This is a genomic window from Plantactinospora sp. ZYX-F-223 (assembly GCF_039649625.1).
Taxonomy (GTDB): domain Bacteria; phylum Actinomycetota; class Actinomycetes; order Mycobacteriales; family Micromonosporaceae; genus Plantactinospora.
The window spans coordinates 1-20,965 of record NZ_JBDJAV010000052.1; the positions used below are offsets into that span (position 1 = coordinate 1).

At 73.8% G+C, this 20,965-nt stretch carries 15 protein-coding genes and 1 pseudogene; 8 read left to right on the top strand and 8 right to left on the bottom strand.

What is annotated here, in order from left to right:
• From AAH979_RS35365 to AAH979_RS35400, 8 genes are all read right to left on the bottom strand, one after another.
• On the bottom strand, positions 1–710 hold a 710-nt coding region (locus AAH979_RS35365), incomplete at its 3' end, for a hypothetical protein (RefSeq protein ID WP_346262484.1).
• Between the two features lie 8 nt (positions 711–718).
• On the bottom strand, positions 719–1,066 hold the full coding sequence (locus AAH979_RS35370) for a PadR family transcriptional regulator (protein WP_346262485.1): 348 nt from the start codon (positions 1,064–1,066) through the stop codon (positions 719–721).
• Positions 1,067–1,191: 125 nt separating this feature from the next.
• Positions 1,192–3,435, bottom strand: coding sequence for a xanthine dehydrogenase family protein molybdopterin-binding subunit (locus AAH979_RS35375; RefSeq protein ID WP_346262486.1), 2,244 nt, complete (start codon positions 3,433–3,435; stop codon positions 1,192–1,194).
• A gap of 13 nt (positions 3,436–3,448) precedes the next feature.
• Positions 3,449–4,465, bottom strand: coding sequence for a xanthine dehydrogenase family protein subunit M (locus AAH979_RS35380; protein ID WP_346262487.1), 1,017 nt, complete (start codon positions 4,463–4,465; stop codon positions 3,449–3,451).
• Entirely contained in the window at positions 4,452–4,907 is a 456-nt protein-coding gene (locus AAH979_RS35385; RefSeq protein ID WP_346262528.1) for a (2Fe-2S)-binding protein, read from the bottom strand. The genes AAH979_RS35380 and AAH979_RS35385 overlap by 14 nt, the downstream gene beginning before the upstream one ends.
• A gap of 333 nt (positions 4,908–5,240) precedes the next feature.
• Positions 5,241–5,987, bottom strand: a complete 747-nt coding sequence (locus AAH979_RS35390) for a VTT domain-containing protein (protein ID WP_346262529.1) — start codon at positions 5,985–5,987, stop codon at positions 5,241–5,243.
• A gap of 89 nt (positions 5,988–6,076) precedes the next feature.
• On the bottom strand, positions 6,077–6,811 hold the full coding sequence (locus tag AAH979_RS35395) for a glutamine amidotransferase (protein ID WP_346262530.1): 735 nt from the start codon (positions 6,809–6,811) through the stop codon (positions 6,077–6,079).
• A 13-nt stretch (positions 6,812–6,824) separates the two neighbouring features.
• Positions 6,825–8,072: a MurT ligase domain-containing protein gene (locus AAH979_RS35400; RefSeq protein ID WP_346262531.1), complete on the bottom strand. Its 1,248-nt coding sequence runs from the start codon at positions 8,070–8,072 to the stop codon at positions 6,825–6,827.
• 276 nt (positions 8,073–8,348) lie between these two features.
• On the opposite strand from AAH979_RS35400, the gene AAH979_RS35405 reads away from it, so the two are divergent.
• From AAH979_RS35405 to mraY, 8 genes and pseudogenes are all read left to right on the top strand, one after another.
• The gene (locus AAH979_RS35405) at positions 8,349–11,279 is read left to right on the top strand and encodes an ATP-binding protein (protein ID WP_346262488.1); all 2,931 of its coding nucleotides are present in this window, start codon (positions 8,349–8,351) and stop codon (positions 11,277–11,279) included.
• Between the two features lie 397 nt (positions 11,280–11,676).
• Positions 11,677–12,108, top strand: coding sequence for a division/cell wall cluster transcriptional repressor MraZ (gene mraZ / locus AAH979_RS35410; RefSeq protein WP_346262489.1), 432 nt, complete (start codon positions 11,677–11,679; stop codon positions 12,106–12,108).
• Positions 12,109–12,309: 201 nt separating this feature from the next.
• Positions 12,310–13,266: pseudogene (rsmH, locus tag AAH979_RS35415) on the top strand (16S rRNA (cytosine(1402)-N(4))-methyltransferase RsmH); the annotation flags it as partial.
• Between the two features lie 176 nt (positions 13,267–13,442).
• The gene (locus tag AAH979_RS35420; RefSeq protein ID WP_346262490.1) at positions 13,443–14,117 is read left to right on the top strand and encodes a hypothetical protein; all 675 of its coding nucleotides are present in this window, start codon (positions 13,443–13,445) and stop codon (positions 14,115–14,117) included.
• Positions 14,118–14,121: 4 nt separating this feature from the next.
• Positions 14,122–16,347 (top strand): penicillin-binding transpeptidase domain-containing protein, encoded by a 2,226-nt coding sequence (locus AAH979_RS35425; protein WP_346262491.1) that lies wholly within the window; start codon positions 14,122–14,124, stop codon positions 16,345–16,347.
• 52 nt (positions 16,348–16,399) lie between these two features.
• On the top strand, positions 16,400–17,971 hold the full coding sequence (locus AAH979_RS35430) for a UDP-N-acetylmuramoyl-L-alanyl-D-glutamate--2,6-diaminopimelate ligase (protein WP_346262492.1): 1,572 nt from the start codon (positions 16,400–16,402) through the stop codon (positions 17,969–17,971).
• Positions 17,968–19,374, top strand: a complete 1,407-nt coding sequence (murF, locus tag AAH979_RS35435) for a UDP-N-acetylmuramoyl-tripeptide--D-alanyl-D-alanine ligase (RefSeq protein WP_346262493.1) — start codon at positions 17,968–17,970, stop codon at positions 19,372–19,374. Before AAH979_RS35430 ends, murF begins: the two co-directional genes overlap by 4 nt.
• 49 nt (positions 19,375–19,423) lie before the next feature.
• Entirely contained in the window at positions 19,424–20,554 is a 1,131-nt protein-coding gene (mraY, locus tag AAH979_RS35440) for a phospho-N-acetylmuramoyl-pentapeptide-transferase (RefSeq protein ID WP_346262494.1), read from the top strand.
• Positions 20,555–20,965 lie beyond the last annotated feature (411 nt).

Below are 20,965 nucleotides of genomic sequence, written 5' to 3' on the forward strand. Positions count from 1 at the left end.
CCGGCAGCGGCGGTGGCGGCGGTGAGGATCCCGAGGACCGTCGGCACGGCGTTGGGAACGTACACGCCGTGGCGTCCCCATTCTCCGGTGCCTTTCCAGGCGAGGATCCCGAGCGGGACGAGGGCCCACCAGAACAGGCGCGGCCGGGGTACGGTCCACCGCTCGCGGTCGGCGATCGCGAGCAGGACGAGGATCAGGACCGGCGTGGCGTACGCGAAGAGTTGTTGGCCGGGGTTGGGCCCCATGCCGGCACCGCCCGGCACGTCGATGACGAACCAACCAACGGTGACCGTCAGGAAGATTGCTTGCAGGGTGAGGGCGGTCCGGGTCGCGCCGCACAGCCAGGCGATCAGCGGTGCGAGGGGCAGCAGGCCGAGAACGACTATCTGCGGCCAACTGGAGATGATGGCCGGCATGTCGGTGGCGAGGACGGCGCCGGTGAACAGGTCCAGGGTGTCACCGGCGGGCTGGGTGCCGGCGGCGATGAGCAGGGCACTGAGTCCGGTGGTGAGGGCTGCGGTGGTGACGGGCGTCGTGAGTCGCAGCCGGATTGCCAGGGCGATGATGTTCAGTGTCTCGTGCCGGCTCGGGTGTCGGCGGCCGTGGTCGAGGTCCAGCAGCAGTCCGAGCAGTTCCTCGCCGCGGGCGGTGCGGTGCGTGGCTGGCAGGAGGCGCAGCAGCCGTCGATATCGTCGCTCCAGGGGGCTCATGTCCGGGTTCATCCGCTGGTCCCGAGGCGCGGGGCGTTGCGGGCGGCACGCTTGTTGAGGCGCTCCTCGGCGAGCCGGACCGCGGTGGCCATCCGCTGGCTCTCCGCGCGGATGGCGTCTGCCCCCGTGTCGGTCAGTTTGTAGAAACGGCGTAGCCGGCCCTTCTCCACCTCGTCGTGGTCGGGGGCGATGAGCCCTTGGGTGACGAGGCGGTCGAGGGCCCCGTAGAGGGTGCCAGCGCGTAACCGGATCCTGCCGCCGGTCATCTCGTCGACCTCTGTCACGACGGCGTAGCCGTGGCGGGGTTGGTCGGCGAGGGCGGAGAGGATCAGGAACGTCTGCTCGCTGATTTCCATGTGCTATATATATCGCACCACGATATATATAGCAACGATGTCACGCGGTGGAGTGGCGGGACCGTCAGTACGAGCACGGAGTGGAGCCCGGAGCAGCCGGTCGGCCGGCGGCACCGGGCCGGTCCTCAGAGCAGGTCCTCCAGGGTGATCGGCAGGTGCCGGATCCGTCGGCCGGTGGCGTGGTACACGGCGTTGGCGATCGCGGCCGAGGTACCGACGATGCCGATCTCGCCGACGCCCTTCACACCGAGCGGGTTGACCACGGAGTCGGGTACCTCGATGACGTCGACCGTGACGTCCGGGGCGTCGGCGTTGAGCGGGAGCAGGTAGTCGGCGAGGCTGGCGTTGGCCCAGCGCCCGGTGTGCGGGTCCATCCGGGTCGCCTCCAGCAGCGCCTGACCCAGCCCCCAGAGCATCCCGCCCATCAGTTGGCTGTGCGCGGTCTTGCGGTTGAGTACCCGGCCCGGGGCGAAGACGCCGACCAGCCGGCGTACCCGGACCAGGCCGAGTTCGGCGTCGACGGCCACCTCGGCGAACTGGGCCCCGAAGGTGTGCATCGCGTAGTCCGTCATGGGCGGCAGGACCGGCATCCAGGTGCCCACCGTCTCCACGTCCGGAATGTGGTTACGGGTGAGCAGCTCGGCGTACGTCTCGCCGGCCTCGGGCCGGTCGCGCAGGCACATCCGGCCGTCCCGGACCACCACCCCGGCCGGGTCGGCGCCGTGCAGCGGCGAGTGCTGGTCGGCGACCGCCTGCCCGACGAGCTGGTCGCGGAGCTGGGTGCAGGCCAGGTGTACCGGCGAACTGGTCGCCCCCGAGCCGGCCGAGCCGACCGCCGAGGCGACGTTCGGCAGGTCGGTGGTGCCGCCGAGGAACCGTACCCGGTCGACCGGCAGGCCGAGGCCGTCCGCGGCGACCTGGGTCATCGCGGTCAGCGCACCGGTGCCGAACTCGGAGATGCCGGCCTCGACGACCGCGCTGCCGTCGATGTACAGCCGGGCCCGGGCCCGCTGCGGGCTGATCGGGGCGGCCACCGGATAGGCGGCGGTGGCCATGCCGGTGCCGATCAGCATGTTCCCGTCCCGCCGGGCGCCGGGGGTCGGGTCGCGGTCGGCCCAGCCGAAGAGTTCGGCGCCGCGCTGGTAGCACTCCTTCAGCCCCTTGCTCGACCACGGCTTGCCGGTGTCCGGGTCGACGTCGGCGTGGTTGCGCAGCCGCAGCTCGACCGGATCGACCCCGGTGGCGTACGCGAGTTCGTCCATCGCGGACTCCAGCGCGAACATCCCGGTCGCCTCGCCGGGGCCACGGGTGAAGGTCGGGGTGATGGTGTTGCCCCGGGCCAGCCGGTAGCCGCCGGCGTAGTTCGGCGAGGCATACGTGATCGCGGCTGACTCCAGGGAGGTCTCGGCCCAGTCGTCGAAGTGCGAGGTCAGTGAGATCTTGTCGTGGGTGAGGGCCGCCAGCCGCCCGTCCCGGCCGGCGCCGAGCCGGATCCGCTGCTCCTGCTCCTCCCGGTAACCGCAGGAGTGGAACATCTGGTCGCGGCTGAGCGTGAGCCGGACCGGCCGGCCGACCCGGCGGGCGGCGAGCGCGGCGAGGGTGACGTGCGGCCAGATCAGCGCCTTGGACCCGAAACTGCCGCCGACGTAGTGGCTCAGCACCCGGACCTGGGTGGGTGGCAGGCCGAGCAGTTCGGCGACGCTGAGCTGGGTCGCGGTCGGCCCCTGGGTCGAGTCGTAGAGGGTGAGCCGGTCGGTGTCGTCCCAGATCGCCGTGGTCGTCCCCGCCTCCAGCGGGTTCTGGTGGTTGGCCGCGAACCGGTACGTCAGGTCGAGGTTCACCTCGGCGTCGCGCAGTGCCGTCTCCGGATCACCCCGGGTCGGGTTCCGGCCGGGGACCAGCCCGCCGAAGATCCGTTCCGGCTCGTACGCCTGGTCGCGCCCCTGGTCGAGCAGGGTCAGCGACGGCGTCTCGGCGTAGGTCACCTGGACCAGGCTGCCGGCGTGCTCGGCCCGCTCGATGGTGTCGGCGACGACGATCGCGACCGGCTGCCCGGCGTAGTGCACCACGTCGTCCTGCATCGGGAAGAAGCTCTGCCCGTGCGCGATCAGCCCGGCCAGCGACGGGAAGAGCTTCGGCTGGGCCGCGACCCGGGGCAGGTCGAGATGGGTCAGCACCGCGAGCACACCGTCCGCGACGCCGGCCTGCCGGCAGTCGATTCCGATGATCCGGCCGCTCGGCACCCGGGCACCGACCAGCACCGCGTGGGCGAGGTGGGGCAGGTTGAGTTCGCCGGAGTACCGGGCCGCGCCGGTGACCTTGGCCCGGCCGTCCACCCGGTCGAGGGCGGCCCCGAGCACCGGACTCATTCGTGTCCTCCGCTCACGGTGGGTTCCCGTCGTCGCTGACCATCCGGGCGTCGCCGGTGACCATGCGCAGCGCCCGTACGACCGTGCGCCGGCCAAGCTCGATCTTGTACGCGTTCATCCCGTGCGACACCGCGTCGGCCAGCTCCGCGTCGGCTGCCGCCCGGAACGACTCGACGGTGGCCGGGGCGCCGACCAGCACCGACTCGGCCCGGCGGGCCCGCCAGGGCTTGGTCGCCACGCCGCCCAGCGCCAGCCGTACGTCGGTGACCACTCCGGCGTCCAGCGAGACGGCGACCGCCGCCGAGGCGAGCGCGAACTCGTACGACTCCCGGTCCCGTACCTTCAGATAGATCGAGGTGCTGGCCATCGGCAGCGGCGGGATCTCCACGGCCACCACCAGCTCGCCGTGCGCGGTCGGGTGCTCGCGATCCGGGGTCTGGCCGGGCGCCAGGTAGAAGTCGTCGGCGGGGATCTGGCGGTGCCCGGCCGGCCCCTGGGTGAGCACCACCGCGTCCAGCGCGACCAGCGCGACGGCCAGGTCGGAGGGGTGCGTGGCGATGCAGCATTCGCTGGTGCCGAGGACCGCGTGGCCCCGGTTGACCCCGTTCATCGCGCTGCACCCGGTGCCCGGTTCGCGCTTGTTGCAGGGCGCCGCCACGTCCCGGAAGTAGCCGCAGCGGGTCCGCTGCATCAGGTTGCCGCCGATCGAGGCCATGTTGCGCAGTTGCGGGGAGGCGCCGAGCAGCAGGGCCTGGGAGACCATCGGGAACCGGCGCCGGACCGGCAGGGCCTGGGCGACGTCGCTCATCCGGGCGACGGCGCCGATCCGTACCCCGCCGCCGGGCAGCTCGTCGACCTGCCGCAGCGGCAGGTCGTTGATATCCACCAGCCGCTTCGCCCCGGCGACGTGGATGCGTTGCAGGTCGACCTCGGTGGTGCCGCCGGCCAGGAAGGTGCTGCCCGGGTCGGCGGCGACCGTCCCGATCGCGGTGGCCACGTCGGCCACCCGGGAGTAGCTAACCGCTCGCATCGGGCCCACCCGTCCCGGCCTCGTCCCGGACCTGCCGGATGGCGGCCCGGATGTTCGGGTACGCCGCACACCGGCAGATGTTGCCGCTCATCCACTCCCGGATCTGCCCGTCGTCCGCGGCGTGCCCCTCGGCGAGGAACGCCACCGCCGACATGATCTGGCCGGGGGTGCAGTATCCGCACTGGAAGGCGTCCTGGGTGATGAACGCTTGCTGCATCGGGTGCAGGTCCACCCCGTCGGAGAGCCCCTCGATCGTCGTGACCTCGCGGGTCTCGCAGGTGATGGCCAAGGTGAGGCAGGCCAGTACCCGCCGTTTGTCCACCCAGACCGTGCAGGCGCCGCAGGCGCCCTGGTTGCAGCCCTTCTTGGTGCCGGTGAGGTCGAGCCGGTCGCGCAGCGCGTCGAGCAGGCTGACCCGGGGCTCGACCAGGATGTTCCGCATGGTGCCGTTGACGGAGAGCCGTACGACGGTGGCGTTCGGGCCGCGTACGACGGCGGTGTCGGCGACCTCCACCGCACCGGCTGTCTCGGCGTACGACTTCACCCGTCACCTCGCTGACCATCGCTGCCCGGGGCACCGGCCCGGCGGGGACGCCCACCGCCGGGGCCGGGGATCGCCCGGCCCCGGGGTGAGGCGCTGCCATCCGTCCTCCGGGGGCTGCCGCTGAAGGAGGGCGGTGGTGTCATCAGCCTATCGACGAGCAGTCCTTATAGGGCAAATACCGCGAAATGCGCAATCGACCCGGCAGCCCGTCGGGGCGCCCTCCGCTACCGGTTACTCCGGGTTCGGTGCCTGGCCGTCGGCCGGGACGTGCCGGTCGCCGTTGCCGGCACCACCGGACCGGCGGGCCTGCCCGGCGGCGCGTTCCGCCCGCCACCAGCGCACCGCCAGCACCGCGGTGGCGACCAGGCCCAGTGCGCCCGGGGTGACCGCCAGCCAGTTCACCTCGTCCGGCGAGACCGCCGCCGCGCCAACCGCCGCGTAGCCGAACGCGGACGGGGTGGCCGCCAGCACGCTGCCCAGCAGGAACGGTGCCAGCCGCGCGCCGGTGGTGCCGTAGCCGTAGCTGATCAGCCCGAACCCGCCGATCGGGATCAGCCGGACGCTGACCACCCCGAGCACGCTCTGCCGGGCGAACCATCCGTCGAGCCGGGCCAGCCGGCCGCGTACCCGTTCCGCGACGAACTCCCGACCGAGCAGCCGGCCGACCCCGAAACCGGCGAGCGCGGCGAGCAGGGCGGCGGCCAGCGTGTAGCCGGCACCGAGCAGCGGGCCGAAGATCGCTCCCCAGACCACCGTGATCGCGGTCCGGGGCACCAGCGCGACCAGCAGCAGTGCGCCGCCACCGATCGCGGCGACCGGCGCGAGTGCACCGAGCCGGTCGGCCAGCCGGGGCAGTTGTGCCACCTCGGGCCGGGGCACCAGCAGCAGCGCCAGCCCGAAGAGGCCGAGCACCAGGAGCAGTACGGTGAACCGCGCGACCGACCGCTGCCGGAGCAACCGCCGGACGCGTCCGATCAGTGAATCTCTGTCAACCTCCCCGTGCGGTCCGCCCTGGCCGCAGGTGGAAGTCGAGGCGCCCGCGCCGCTCTGTTCAGCTTGGGAAGGGCTCACTGCCGGGCGGCGGCCAGGGCCGCGCTGCGTTCGGCCCGCAGCCGGTCCGACCAGGTGTCGTCCAGCGGCGGTAGCTGCTGCACCCCGATCGCCCAGCGCAGCAACAGGTCCGCCAGGGCCGGGTTGCGGGCCAGCGCCGGACCGTGCGAGTACGTGCCGAGCAGCTTGCCCCGCCACGCTCCCTCGGTGTTGCCGTCGTTGCCGACTCCGGTGCTGACCCGGGCCAGTGGCGACACCGCGGGACCCAGGTGGGTACGCCCGCCGTGGTTCTCGAAGCCGCTCAGCGGCGGCAGCCCGAGCCGGGGGTCGATGGCGCCGGCGAGTTCGCCGACCGCCCGGGACGGCCCCCGGTCGGAGTGCAGGTCGAGCAGGTCCAGGCCGGCGCACTTGGCGCCCTTGGCGAAGAACGAACCGCCGAGCAGTTGGTAGCCGGCGCAGACCGCGAAGACCACCGAGCCCTGCTCGGCGGCCCGACGCAGCCCGCCGTCGGCGATCAGCCGCTGCGCGCCCAGCGCCTGCGGGCCGTCCTCGCCGCCGCCGAGCAGGTAGATGTCCGCCGAGGTGGGCAGCCGCTGGTCGGAGCGGATCTCGATGCACTCCACCGGCAGGCCGCGCAGCTCGGCCCGGCGGGCCAGGATCAGCATGTTGCCCCGGTCGCCGTAGGTGGAGAGCAGGTCCGGATAGATCCAGACGATCCGCAGGTTGCTCTCTCCACCGGCCTGGCCGGGCATGCGGTAGGCGGGATTAGTTGACACGGTCCAACTCCGCTCGGATGTCCTGGAACGCCGTGTAGTTGGCGATGACCTCAAGCCGGCCCGGCGGGACGCTCGTGATCGCTTCGGTGAAGGTCCTGACGTGCTGGAACGGTACGCCGTTGACGTCCAGCCGGACCGCCAGGTCGTACGCCCGGTCGCCGGTGATCAGCACCTGCCGCCCGCGCAGCGGGGCGAAGTCGACGTCGAACAGCCAGGAGGTGTCCAGCCCGTCGGGGTCCCGGGCGTTGATCGACAGCAGCGTCGGCGCCTCCTCCGCCATGTCGAACGCCTCCAGCCAGCTCGCCGGGTTCTTCGCCAGCAGCAGCCGGATCGTCCGGCCGTCCTTGACTACCTGGGCGTACCGGCCGGCGACCGAGGCGACCCCGCCGAGCCGGGACACCGCGTCGGTCGGCCGTACGCCGAACTCGGCCGCCACCGCCAGCGCGGTCGCCGCGTTGCCGAGGTTGACCCGGCCGGGCAGTTGCAGGACCACCTTGTGCCAGTCACCGGCGGGGTCGACCACACCGTCGTCCTCGACCACCCACTGCGGCTCCGGCCGGCGCAGCCAGCAGCCGGTGCACCACCACTGGTCCGCCATCCGCTCGATCGGGGAGCCGCACTCGGGGCAGACCCAGGAGTCGTCGTGCCAGCGCTGGCCGGCGCTGAACCAGGTGACCGGTGCCGGGGCCAGCTGCGGGCTGCGGGTCGCCGGTGGGATCGCCGCCCAGACCACCATCGGGTCGTCGGCGTTGGCGACCACCCGTACCGAGGGGTGCCGGACCAGCGCGGCCCGCCAGAGCTGGGCCATCATCGCCACCTCCTTGGCCCGGTCGAGCTGGTCCCGGGAGAGGTTGAGCAGGGCCACCACCCGGGGCTCGGTCGCCTCCAGCACCTGGGCCAGGTAGTGCTCGTCGACCTCCAGCACGGCATAGGGGGTGCTGCCGGCCTTGGCCAGGGCCGAGGTGTGTCCGGTGGGCATGTTCGCCCCGAAGGAGTTGGTCGCCACCCGGCCGAGTACGCCGACCGCCGCCGCGGTCAGCCGGGTGGTCGTCGTCTTGCCGTTGGTGCCCGAGACCAGCGCGATGGCCCGGCCGGACGCCAGATGGGCGAGGAGATCAGGATCGATCTTGAGACCGATCCACCCGCCGATCACCGAGCCGTCACCCCGGCCGGCCGCCCGGGACAGGGCTGCGGCGGTGCGCGACACCGAACTGGCCACCTTCGCCCGGAGAGGCATCTTCCCGTCCGTCACGCGAGCGAGGTTACCGGACGGCGCCGGGCGGGTGACCGTCGCACGAAAGTACCCGACGGCCCGGGATCCGCTCCGGGGTCGGCCCGGCCCACCCGGAACGGCCCCGGACCCGGACCGCCCGGCCCCGGGCACCGGCGCCCGGTGCCCGGGCACGGCGGTCCGGTACCTGCTCGGGCGTCCGGTCCGGGCCGGCAGCGGTGTAGCGGGCGCCCGGGCCGAGGCACCCGTTCCGGCGTGCCCGGTTGGTACGCTCGGCTGCCGATGAGCCCCTCCGTCACGTCCGTGCTGCGGGCCCTCGCCGACCTCGCCCCGGCCGCACCCGAGCGGGTGCTCGACGTGACCCGTCCCGGCCAGCCGCTGATCTGGCTGGCCGATCCGCAATCCTGCCGCCCGTCCCGCGAGGTGGAGCGGCTGGCCGCGGCCGACCTGCTGCACCGCGACGTTCGGACGCTGCGCCGTGGCTGGGGCCTGGTCGCCGGGGTGGTGGAGATCGACGGGGTGACCAGGAAAGTGCGCTTCCCGCTGCTCAGCGAGCCGGTCCGGCTGGAGCGCACGCTGCGCGGGTACCGGGTCGTCCCGGCCGGCGACTTCGAGGTCACTCCGCTGGTCGAGGACCGTGACCTGGCCGCCCGGCTGGAGGTGGCGCCGGGCCTGGGTGGACCCGGGTGGCTGGCCAGCACTGGCGCCGAGGCCTGGTTGCGCACCGTCGCCCAGGCGGCCGGCCTGCCGATACGTGAGTACGACCGGATCCGGCGTACCGGTCGGGCGAGTTTTCCGGCCCGGCCGCCGGTCCTCTACGTCTCGGCGGTGCTGTTCAGCGTGCGGGACGTCGCCGGGCTGGCGCTCGGTGACCGGCTGCGCGCCTGGGCCGCCCGGCCCGACGTCGAGTCCACCGCCCTGGCCGTGGTGTACGGCACCGCCGCCCCGGACGCACCCGCCGCCCCGGCCGACTCCGGACCGGTCGACTCGCCGCTGCCGCTGAACGAGGCCCAGACCGAGGTGGTACGCCGGGTCCGGCACCAGCCGGTGACCGTGGTCTCCGGTCCGCCGGGCAACGGGAAGAGCCACGCCGTGGTCGCCGCCGCGCTCGACGTGGTCGACCGGGGCGGGAGCGTACTGGTCGTCACCCAGTCCACGCACGCCGCCGACGTACTCGGCGAACTGCTGGAGCGCTATCCGGGGCCGCGACCGGTGCTGTTCGGCGACGCGGAACGCCGGGCCGCACTGGCGGCCTCCCTCGACGTGACCGCCGAGGCGGAGGTGACGGCGGCGACCCTGGACGCGGACCGGGCCGCCGTGGCCGAGGCGACCGCCGAGGTGGAACGGGTGACCAGGCAACTCACCGAGCTGCTCGGCCTCGAACTGCTGGCCGGCGAGGTGCAGCGCTGGGCGCCGGTGGTCGGCGGGCTGCGACTCGACGTACCCGGTGCCTTCGCGCCCGGTGCCGACCTGGTGGCGGCGGTCCGGGCGGCCGAGCGGGCCCGGGCCTCGGCCGGTGCGTGGTGGCGGCGCTGGCTGCCGGGGCGACCGGGTCGCCGGCTGCGCCGCCAGCTCGGTGCGGCGGAGACGGTGTCGCTGGACCGGCTCGACGACGCGATCGCGGCGGCCCGGGCGGAGGTGGCGGCGGCCCGGTTGGCGACCGTCGGCGGCGCCGACCCGGGCCCGTTGTGGCCGGTGCTGGCGCAGGCCCGGCAGCGGTTGTCGGCGGCGCTGGGCACCGCGATGCGGCATCGCAGTCGTGGCCCGGACCGGTGGGACGCCGCGGGCCGCCGCAGCGCCGCCGCGCTGGCCGGTGCGCTGCGGGCGGGCCGCAACCGGCGCCGGGAACTCCTCGCCGAACTGAGCGGGGGGTCCCTGGTCCGGGCGCTGCCGCTGTGGATCGGCACGGTCACCGACGTCGAGGAACTGCTGCCGCCGATCGCCGGGCTCTTCGACCTGGTGATCATGGACGAGGCGTCGCACACCGACCAGATCCGGGCGGCGCCGGCCCTGGCCCGGGCCCGCCGGGCGCTGGTGGTGGGCGATCCCCGGCAACTGCGGTTCGTCTCGTTCGTCGCCGACGTCGACGTGGTGGCGACCCTGCACCGGCACGGCCTCGACAACCGGGTCGACGTACGCCGGGTCAGCGCCTTCGACCTGGCCGCCGGGGCCGCCCCGGTGACCTGGCTGGACGAGCACTACCGCTGCGCCCCGCACCTGATCGAGTTCTCCGCGCACCGCTTCTACGGTGACCGCATCGCGGTGGCCACCCGGCATCCCGGCAACGAGACGGCGGACGTGATCGACGTGCGGACGGTGCCGGCGGAGGGTACCGAGGCGGGAGTGAACCGGGCCGAGGTGGCGGCGGTGGTGGCCGAGGTCCGCCGGCTGGCCGAGGCGGGTCGGGTCGGCATCGGTGTGATCACCCCGTTCCGGGCCCAGGCCAACGCGCTGGAGTCGGCGCTGGTGGCGGAGTTTCCGGTGACCGAGATCGAGCGGCTGGGGCTGCGGGTCGGCACCGTCCACTCGTTCCAGGGCAGCGAGGCGGAGACCGTACTGGTGTCGCTTGCGGTGACCGATCCGGTCCCCGCCGGGCGGATGCGTTTCCTGACCGATCCGAACCTGTTCAACGTGATGGTCACCCGGGCACGGCGCCGGATGGTCGTGCTGACCTCGCAGTCCGCGCCGAACGGCCTGCTCGGCGACTACCTGCGGTACGCGGCGCTGCCGCCGGAGCCGCGCGGTGAGCCGGTCGCCGTTCCGGGCACGTCCGCCGCCGGGCGGGCAGGCGGTGGCACGTCGCGGAGCGCGCAGGCCCGGCCCGCTGCCGCGGCAACGACAGCAGGCAGCCCGGCGGGGGCGGGAAGCCTGGCGTCGATCGCAGTCCGAGGCCCGGCGCCGGTCCGGGCCGGCAGCCCGGTGCCGGGCGGCTGGGCGGACGAGTTGGCCGTCGAACTGGCCCGGATCGGGCTGCCGGTCCGGCGCCACTATCCGGTCGGGCGCTGGACGGTGGACCTCTGTGTCGGCGCCGGTCCGTCGGCGGTCGGGCTGAACTGTGTCGTCCAGCCGGCCGGCCCGGCGGCACACATCGCCCGGCACCGCGCGCTGGTCGAGGCCGGGTGGGTGGTGGTCGACGCGTTCGCCAGCCGGTGGGGCGGCGATCCGGTCCGGGCCGCCCTGGACGTCACGGCCCGGTGGCCGGAGCTGACCTGAGCCGTCGCCACCCGGCCGCGGGTCGCCGCCCCGGTCGATCGCGGCGGGGTGGGCCGCCGCAGCGAATTTTTCCTCCACTTTCCTCCCGCCCCGCTTCAGCGGGGCGGTCGGGGTGACCGGATGAGTCGGAAAAAGCGTGTATATCCGGGCGCCGAGTGGCCCGCGTACCGCTGTCGGATAGTGGACCTTCGCGGCGGGGGGCCCACTTCCCTCCACCGCCGGCCACCCCTTCTGACGTGCGGTTTCATCCGGAGGACAGCCGGTCTTTCCGGGCGATTCCGGTTGCGGGTGGAGGGAAGTGGAGTAGAGTGGGGCGCGATGGGGGGCCAGGAGGGCCCGCCGGCCCGGGGGGCAGCGGCGCCGCGAACGCCGCTGGTAGGGCGAGGGGGTTGGGCCGGTGTTTCTCGGCACGCACACCCCGCGCCTGGACGACAAGGGCCGGCTGATCCTTCCGGCCAAGTTCCGGGACGAGCTGGCGGGAGGTGTCGTGATCACGAAAGGGCAGGAGCGCTGCCTCTACGTCTTCCCGATGCCCGAGTTCCAGCGGATCGCGGGGCAGTTACGCGAACAGCCGATGACGCACAAGGCGGCCCGGGCCTACAGCCGGGTCTTCTTCGCCAGTGCGCACGACGAGATCCCGGACAAGCAGGGTCGGGTCACCATCCCGATCCACCTGCGGGAATACGCCGCGCTGGATCGGGAGCTGGTGGTGATCGGGGCGAGTACCCGGGTGGAGATCTGGGACAAGCGGTCCTGGGAGACCTACCTCGCTGACAGCGAAGAGGACTTCGCCGACATCGAGGAGGGGGTGCTGCCGGGCGGACTGTAGGGCGGCGCGTGCCGACGCCCGACGTACTGCGAGATCTCCACCCGCTCGAGGTTCCTGGCGCCTCTTCCCCGGTGCCAGGCGCGATCCTCCGACGGTCCGAAGGTCGGCCCGGGGGAGCGGAGCGGATGGGGATCTGGCGGTACGACGAGCGCGACAGATACCGGGCACGTCCGGACGAGACAGGGGTCACTGGGGGTCGACATGGGGGAGCTACGCGGTACGCACGTGCCGGTGCTGCTTGAGCGATGTCTCGAGCTGCTCGCTCCCGCCCTGGACCGGGCCGACGACCGGACGACCGTGTACGTCGATGCCACGCTCGGGTTGGCCGGGCACGCCGAGGCGGTGCTTGCCGCGCATCCGCGTACCGTCCTGATCGGACTCGACCGGGACACCGAGGCACTGGCACACGCGCGGGCCCGACTCGACCGGTACGCCGACCGGACCCACCTGGTGCACGCGGTCTACGACGAGCTGCCCGAGGTGCTGGAGCGGCTCGGCTACGACCGGGTGGACGGCGTGCTGTTCGACCTGGGTGTCTCCTCGCTGCAACTCGACGCGCCCGATCGCGGGTTCGCCTACGCGCAGGACGCGCCGCTGGACATGCGGATGGACCAGTCGGCCGGTACGACCGCCGAGGAGGTCGTCAACAGCTACTCGCACGGCGAGCTGGCCCGGGTGCTGCGGGTCTACGGCGAGGAGCGGTTCGCCGGCCGGATCGCCTCGGCGATCGTCCGGGAGCGGGAACGCAACCGGCTCACCTCGTCGGCCCGGCTGGCCGAGCTGGTCAGGGAGTCCATTCCGGCACCTGCCCGACGTACCGGGGGACATCCGGCCAAGAGGACGTTTCAGGCTTTACGGATCGAGGTAAACCGGGAGCTGGCCGCGCTGGAAACGGCGCTGCCGGCCGCCCTGGACGCACTGTCCGTGGGCGGCCGCGCGGTGGTGCTGTCCTACCACTCGCTGGAGGACCGGATCACCAAGCAGGTGTTCGCCGGCCGTGCCCGGAGCACCGGGCCGGTCGACCTTCCGGTCGAACTGCCCGGTACCGGGCCGATGCTGCGGCTGCTCAGCCGGGGAGCTGAGCTGCCGGGCGAGGCGGAGGTCCAGGCCAACCCGCGGGCCGCATCGGTGCGGCTGCGGGCGGCCGAGCGGATCGAGCGGGACGGCGGTACGAGCACGACGACGAGGCGGGCTGTCCGCGAACGGCCCGGGCGAGTCGTCGGGGCAACAGGTCCGGCCGGTGCGGGGGCACCGGGCGGGTCCGACGGAGCGCGACGGGACATGCCGCGGCCGGCATCCGAGGGCGGCGGCACGACACAACAGGGGGAGGGAAGATGAACGTCAACAAGCGCGAGCGCCGGGAACAGCCCGACGCGACGCGCGGCGCGCAGCAGCGCACACCGCGGTCGGGGGGCCGGACCACGGTGCAGCGGGTGCAGCGGGCGGGCGGCGACCGGTCGAACCCGGCGTCGGAGGCCCGGGTGCGGGGGGCACGACAGTATCCGACCCAGGGCAGTGCCGCACTGCGTGAGCGGGACTGGGAGCAGCCGGCGGAATCCGCCCGGGGGCTGCGGGTCTGGGACAGCTCCGACGAGCGGCCGGACCGGGCACCGGAGTCGGCGACGCCGGCCCGGCGCTCCCGGCTCCGGGTCGCGCCACCGCTGCCGGTGGCCCGACCCCGGGTCTCGTTCGTGGCGCTGATCCTGGTGCTGGTGGTCGGCGGGATGCTCGGCATCCTGGTGGTCAACAGCAAGGTCAACGAGAACGCGTTCCGGCTGGAGCGGTTGCAGCAGCAGCAGTCCACGCTGGACATCCAGGAGCAGGAGCTGAAGCAGAAGATCGCCGACGCCGAGGTGCCGGGCAACCTCACCGCCCGGGCCCGCCAGCTGGGCCTGGTCGACTCGGGGCCACCGGCCTTCATCCGGCTGCCCGACGGCCGGGTGATCGGAGTGCCGCAACCGGCCGGTGGCGAGCCGGCGATCACCAGCCAGCAGGGTGCCGGGGGATGACCCGGTGACGCCGCGGTCCGACGAGCCGCGCCGGGACGCTTCGGTGTCCCGGCGCGGCTCGTCGCGTGCCGGTCGGGACACCGAACGCGGTGCCGACTCCGGCGCCCGGTCCGGTTCCGGGCTGGGCGGCATCTCCGACGCCCGGGCGTACACCCCGCGCGGCCGGACCGTGCGGGACAGTCCAGAACTCCGGCGTACGCCCGGAGTCTCCGGCGACCCGGGTGGCCGGTCCCGGCGTACCCCCAGGACCGAACGGTCGGCGGACCCGTTCCGGCCGGCGTTGCAGGTGCTCGACGGCGGCCGGGCCGGCGCGGCCCGGACCGCCCGGCGGGCCGTGCCGACCGGGGCCGGCCGCACCATCACCCCACGCCCGGTCCGGGGCGGCGGCGACGTCGCCAAGCCGGCCCGGCGGCGGCCGGCCGAGCCGGCCGGCGGCGGGACCCGGACGGCTGGTGCGCCCGCCCGGCGCCCGGCCCGGCGACCGCGCCGGCCACCCCGGCTGGCCGACCCGCACCGGCGGCTGCGCCTCGGCACGCTGCTCGCGCTCGCCATGTTCACCACCATCGGCATCCGACTGGTGGCGCTCCAGGTCGTCGACGCCCCGGAGTACGACGGCGGCGGCGTCGGCGACCGGCTGCGTACCGTCGTCCTGCCGGCCCCCCGGGGAGCCATCTACGACCGCTCCGGGGCGGCGCTGGCGCACAGCGTCGAGGCCCGCTACGTCTACGCCGACCCGGAACTCGTCGACGACCCGGCCCGGACGGCCGCGGCCCTCTCGCCGCTGCTCGGCTTCCCCGCCTCCAAGCTGACCGAGGAGATGCGGAAGCGGAAGCGGCCGGACGGGCGCCCGTCGAACTTCGAATACCTGGCCCGGGGCGTCGAGGTCGGCACCGCCGAGAAGATCATGGACCTCAACCTGAAGGGCATCGGCACCGGGCGGGACGAGCGGCGCGAGGTCCCCGGCGGTGACCTCGCGGCCAACCTGCTCGGCTTCACCAGCCAGGACCGGGTCGGCCTGGAGGGGATCGAGGCCCGCTACGACGAGCTGCTGCGCGGGGTGAACGGCGAGCGGGAGTACGAGGTCGGCAAGGGCGACCTGGCCGCCGAGATACCGGGCGGCCACAACAAGGTCACCCCGGCCCGGCCGGGCAGCTCGCTGCAACTCACCATCGACCGGGACCTGCAATTCATGGTGCAGCGGATCCTCGCCAAGCGGATGCAGGAGGTCAACGGCACCACCGGGGCGGCCGTGGTGCTCGACGTACGCACCGGCGAGGTGCTGGCCCAGGCGAGCTATCCCACCTACGACGCGGCCGACTGGAAGAAGTACGACGCCAGCGACCGCAACGACGCCGCCACCAGCTTCGTGGTCGATCCCGGGTCGGTGCACAAGGCCATCGTCTTCGGCGCCGGGCTGGAGGAAGGGGTGATCACCCCGGACACCGCCTGGCCCACGCCGTCCGGCATCCGCAAGGGTGACCAGACGTTCCGGGACACCCATCCGGTGCAGGGCCGCAAGCTCAGCGTCGCCGGCATGCTGGGGTTCTCCTCCAACGTCGGCACCATCCGGGTCGCCGACAAGCTCGGCGCGGAGAAGCTCTACGAATACCAGCTCCGGTTCGGGCTGGGCCGGCCGACCGGGGAAGGGGTGTTCGGCGAGGCGTCCGGCCGGGTGCTCAAGCCGTCGGAATACAGCGGCTCGACGTACGGGTCGGTGCCGATCGGGCACAGCGTCGACGTCACGCCGTTGCAGATGGCCGCTGCGTACGCCGCGATCGCCAACAACGGCACCTGGGTCCAGCCCCACCTGGTACGCGAGATCATCGGGCCGGACGGCAAGCGGAAGCCGGTACCCGCCCCCCAGACCCGCCAGGTGCTGCGCCCGGAGACCGCCGCCGCGCTGCGTACCCTGCTGGAGGCGCCGGTGACCATCGACGGCGGCACCGCCACCCAGGCGGCGATCAAGGGCTACCGGGTCGCCGGCAAGACCGGCACCGGATCGCGGGTGGTCGACGGCCGGTACGCCCCCGGCGAGGTCGCCTCGTTCATCGGGATGGACCAGGCGGACGACCCGCGTTACGTCATCGCGGTCTTCGCGCACACCCCGTCCGGCGGCGGCGGCGACGTCTCCGCACCGGCCTTCAAGGAGATGATGGAGTTCGTACTCCGTCACTATCGGGTGCCCGCCACCGGCACCGCGCCGCCGAAGTTCGTCGTCTATCCGCGATGACCTGCCGAAACGGGACATCATCGGTGGGTGCGGGCAAACCACCGGGGCGGCTGTGCGGGGTGGACCCCCCGACGGGGTAGGGTCTGACGCCGTGCCCGGCAATCCCCGTCCCCGCGCCGTGACGCCGGTCCGGCTCGCCGATCTCGCCGCGCGAGTCGCCGCCGAGTCGCCCCCGGACGCCACCGATTTGGCGGTCACCGGGGTGACCCACGCCAGCGGCGAGGTCCACCCCGGCGACCTCTACGCGGCGCTTCCGGGCGCCCGCCGGCACGGCGCCGAGTTCGCGGCCGCGGCCGCGGCGGCGGGTGCGGTGGCCGTACTCACCGATCCGGCCGGTGCCCCGGCGGCGGCCGAGGCCGGGCTGCCCGCCCTGGTGGTGCCGGAGCCGCGTGCGGTGCTCGGCGAGCTGGCCGGTGCCGTCTACGGCGACCCCACCGCCGGGCTGACCGTCATCGGCATCACCGGCACCGCCGGCAAGACCAGCACCACCTACCTGATCGAGTCCGGGCTGCGGGCCGCCGGGCACGTCACCGGCCTGATCGGCACCGTGGAGTGCCGGCTCGGCGACCTGGTGGTGGAAAGCGTCCGGACCACTCCGGAGGCCACCGACCTGCACGCGATGCTCGCGGCGGCCCGGGAGCGCGGGGTCACGGCGGTGGCGATGGAGGTCTCCAGCCACGCCCTGGCGATGGGCCGGGTCGGCGGGGTCCGGTTCACCGTCGGCGGCTACACCAACTTCGGCCACGACCACCTGGACTTCCACGCCGACGTCGCCGACTACTTCGCGGCCAAGGCGCGGCTCTTCGACGGCCGGTGCGACGTCGAGGTGCTCAACCACGACGACCCGGCGCTGGAGCCGCTGCGCCGGCCGGCCACCGTCACCTACTCGGCAGCCGGCGACCCGGCCGCGACCTGGCGGGCTGGCGCCATCCGCGAGTCCGGCTACACCCAGACCTTCACCGCGTACGGCCCCGGCGGCCTGGCGGTCGAAGCGGGGGTGGCGCTGCCCGGCCGGCACAACGTGGCGAACGCGCTGCTGGCGATCGCCGCGCTGGTCGGCGCGGGGGTCGATCCGGCGGTCGCGGCCCGGGGCGTGGCCGCCTGTCCGGGAGTTCCCGGCCGGCTGGAGCTGGTCGAGGCGCCCGGCCCGGTGCGCGGGGTGGTCGACTTCGCGCACACCCCGGACGCGGTGGTGGCCGCGCTGACCGCGCTGCGCGACCTGACCACCGCCGGCAACCGGCTGATCTGCGTGCTCGGCTCTGGCGGCGACCGGGACCACGGCAAGCGTTCGCTGATGGGTGCCGCCGCGTCGGCCGGAGCCGACCTGGTGGTGGTCACCGACGACAACCCGCGCAGCGAGGACCCGGGGGCGATCCGGGCCGAGGTGCGGCGCGGGGCCGAGCGGGACGGCGGGCCGGACCGGGTCCGGGAGGTGGCCGGCCGCCGGGCCGCGATCGACGAGGCGGTCCGGCTCGCCGAGCCCGGTGACGTGGTCGCGGTACTCGGCAAGGGGCACGAGCGCGGCCAGGAGATCGCCGGCCGGACGTACCCGTTCGACGACCGGGTCGAGCTGGCCGCCGCGCTCGCCGCCCGGTTCGGCAACCTGGTGGAGGGCCGCCGATGATCCCGCTGACCCTGTCCGAGGTGGCCACCGCGGTCGACGGCCGGCTGGTCGCCGCCGATCCGGCGCTGCGGGTCACCGGCCCGGTCGAGTTCGACTCCCGCAAGGTTCGCCCCGGCGGGCTCTTCGTGGCCTTCCCCGGCGAGAAGGTGGACGGGCACGACTTCGCGGCGGCGGCGGTCGCCTCCGGCGGCGCGGTCGCGGTGCTCGGCTCCCGGCCGGTCGACGGGGTGCCGATGGTACTGGTCCCCGACGCCCGGGCCGCGCTCGGCAGGCTGGCCCGGGCGGTGCTGGACCGGCTCCCCGAACTGACCGTGATCGGGCTGACCGGGTCGTCCGGCAAGACCACCACCAAGGACCTGGTCGCCCAGCTCACCACCCGGCTCGGCACCACCGTGGCGCCGCCGGGCTCGTTCAACAACGAGCTGGGGCACCCGTACACGGCGTTGCAGGCCGACGCAGAGACCCGGTTCCTGGTGCTGGAGAAGGGCGCCCGGGGGCTGGGGCACGTCCGCTACCTGTGCGAGATCGCGCCGCCCCGGATCGCGGTGGTGCTCAACGTGGGTGTGTCGCACATCGGCGAGTTCGGCTCGCAGGAGGTGATCGCCCAGGCCAAGGGCGAACTGGTCGAGGGGCTGCCGGCCGACGGGCTCGCCGTGCTCAACGCCGACGACGAGCGGGTACGCGCGATGGCGGCCCGCACCGCCGCCCGGACGGTACTGGTGGGCGAGGCCACGGATGCCGAGGTGCGGGCCGAGGAGGTCGGCCTGGACGATCGCGGGCGGGCGTCGTACACCCTGGTCACCCCGGAGGGACGCGCGGCGGTCCGGCTCGGGATCAGCGGCCGGCACCAGGTCGGCAACTCGCTCGCCGCGGCGGCGGTGGCAAGGGAGCTCGGCATGCCGCTGGCCGAGCTGGCCGAGGCGCTCGGCCGGCTCGGCCTGCCCTCGACCCGCCGGATGGACGTCTTCGACCGCACCGACGGGGTGACGGTGATCGACGACTCCTACAACGCCAACCCCGCCTCGACGTCCGCGGCGCTGCGGGCGTTGGCCGGGATGGGCGAGCGGCGGCGCACCTTCGCGGTGCTCGGCTACATGGCCGAGCTGGGCGATTTCGAACGGGACGGGCACGAGCAGGTCGGTCGGCTCGCGGCCGAGCTGGGCGTCGACCGGCTGATCGTGGTCGGCGAGCCGGCCGCGCCGATCCACGACGGCGCGGCGGCGATGGCGAATTGGGGAGGAGAGTCGGTGCTGGTTAGCGATCAGGCGGCGGCGGTCGAGGCGCTGCGCCGCGAGTTGCGGCCGGGTGACGTCGTCCTGGTGAAGGGCTCGCGCTACCGCACCTGGGAGGTGGCCGACGCGCTGCGCGCCGAGGCCGTCGAGCCCGGGAACGGGTCCCGGTGAGCGGGTCGGTCGTGGTCGTCGAGTCGGCTGCGGCGGAAGGCGTTGCGGCGTGAGGGCGGTCATCGTCGCCATCGGTGTGGCGTTCCTGATCTCGCTCTTCACCACGCCAATCGCCATCAAGGTGTTCACCCGGCTCAAGGCCGGCCAGCCGATCCGGGCCGAGGGCCCGGTGATGCACCAGGGCAAGAAGGGCACGCCGACGATGGGCGGGGTGGTCTTCATCGTCGCCACGGTGATCGCGTACGTCGCCGGACACGTCGCCCTGACCACCCTGCCCGACCAGCAGATCGCCCAGGTCGAGCCGACCATCACCGCGCTGGTGCTGCTCGGGCTGATGGTCTTCTCCGGCGCGGTCGGGTTCATCGACGACTTCCTCAAGGTGCGCAAGCGGAACAGCGCCGGGCTGAACAAGCGGGGCAAGCTGCTCGGCCAGATCCTGGTCGGCGCCGTCTTCGGGGTGATCGCCCTCTACTTCCCGAGCACCATGACCGACGCGTCGGGGGTGGCGACCAACACCGAGACGGTCGGCAGCACCACGCTCTCCTTCATCCGCGACATCGACGCGCTGGAGGTCGGCAAGGTCGCCTCGGTGATCATCATCATCTTCGTGGTGATGGCCGCGACCAACGGCGTCAACCTGACCGACGGACTGGACGGGCTGGCCACCGGCGCCTCGGTGATGGTGCTGGCCGCGTACGCCCTGATCGCGTTCTGGCAGTACCGGCACTGGTGCGCGGACCCGGACTACGTCCGGGGCGGCGCGTACTGCTACACCGTCCGGGACCCGCTGGAGATCGCGCTGATCGCCGGGGCGGCGGCCGGGGCCTGTGTCGGCTTCCTCTGGTGGAACACCTCGCCGGCCCGGATCTTCATGGGCGATACCGGGGCACTCGGGCTGGGCGGCCTGATCGCCGGGATGGCGATGTCCACCCGGACCCTGCTGTTGCTGCCGATCCTCGGCGGGCTCTTCGTGATCATCACCATGTCGGTGGTCATCCAGATCATCTCGTTCCGGACCACCGGCAAACGGGTCTTCCGGATGTCGCCGCTCCAGCACCACTTCGAGCTAGCCGGGTGGAGCGAGGTCAACATCGTCGTCCGGTTCTGGATCATCGCCGGGATCGGGGTGGCGATCGCCCTGGGCCTCTTCTACAGCGAGTTCCTCGCCGCCGTCACCTGACCTCGCCAGTCACCTGACCTCGCCGCCGCCGCCCGACCTCGGCCCGGAGCGGACCAGCTCCGGAACCCGCCCCGGCGGCGAGCACCGGAGCCGGTCCCCGGCCCGGGACACGCCGTACCGGTCCGACACGCCGGCCGGCCACCCTGCGCCAGGGTGGCCGGACCAGCGTCGATGATGGGCGGATGGGGGAGGACGAGGGGGCGGCGCGGTGACCGGGGAGCAGCCACGACGGCCGGCGGGCTCCGCCGGCTCCGGCGCCAGCGGTCGACCGGCCGCCGGTGGCCGGTCCGGCGACGGCGGCGGGCGGTCGGCGGACGACATCGGGCGTGACCCGGCGGGCGACGGGCGCCCGGGCCGCGTCACCGAGCGCCCGGAGCCGACCGGCGGCGGGCGCCCGCGCAGCGGTACCGG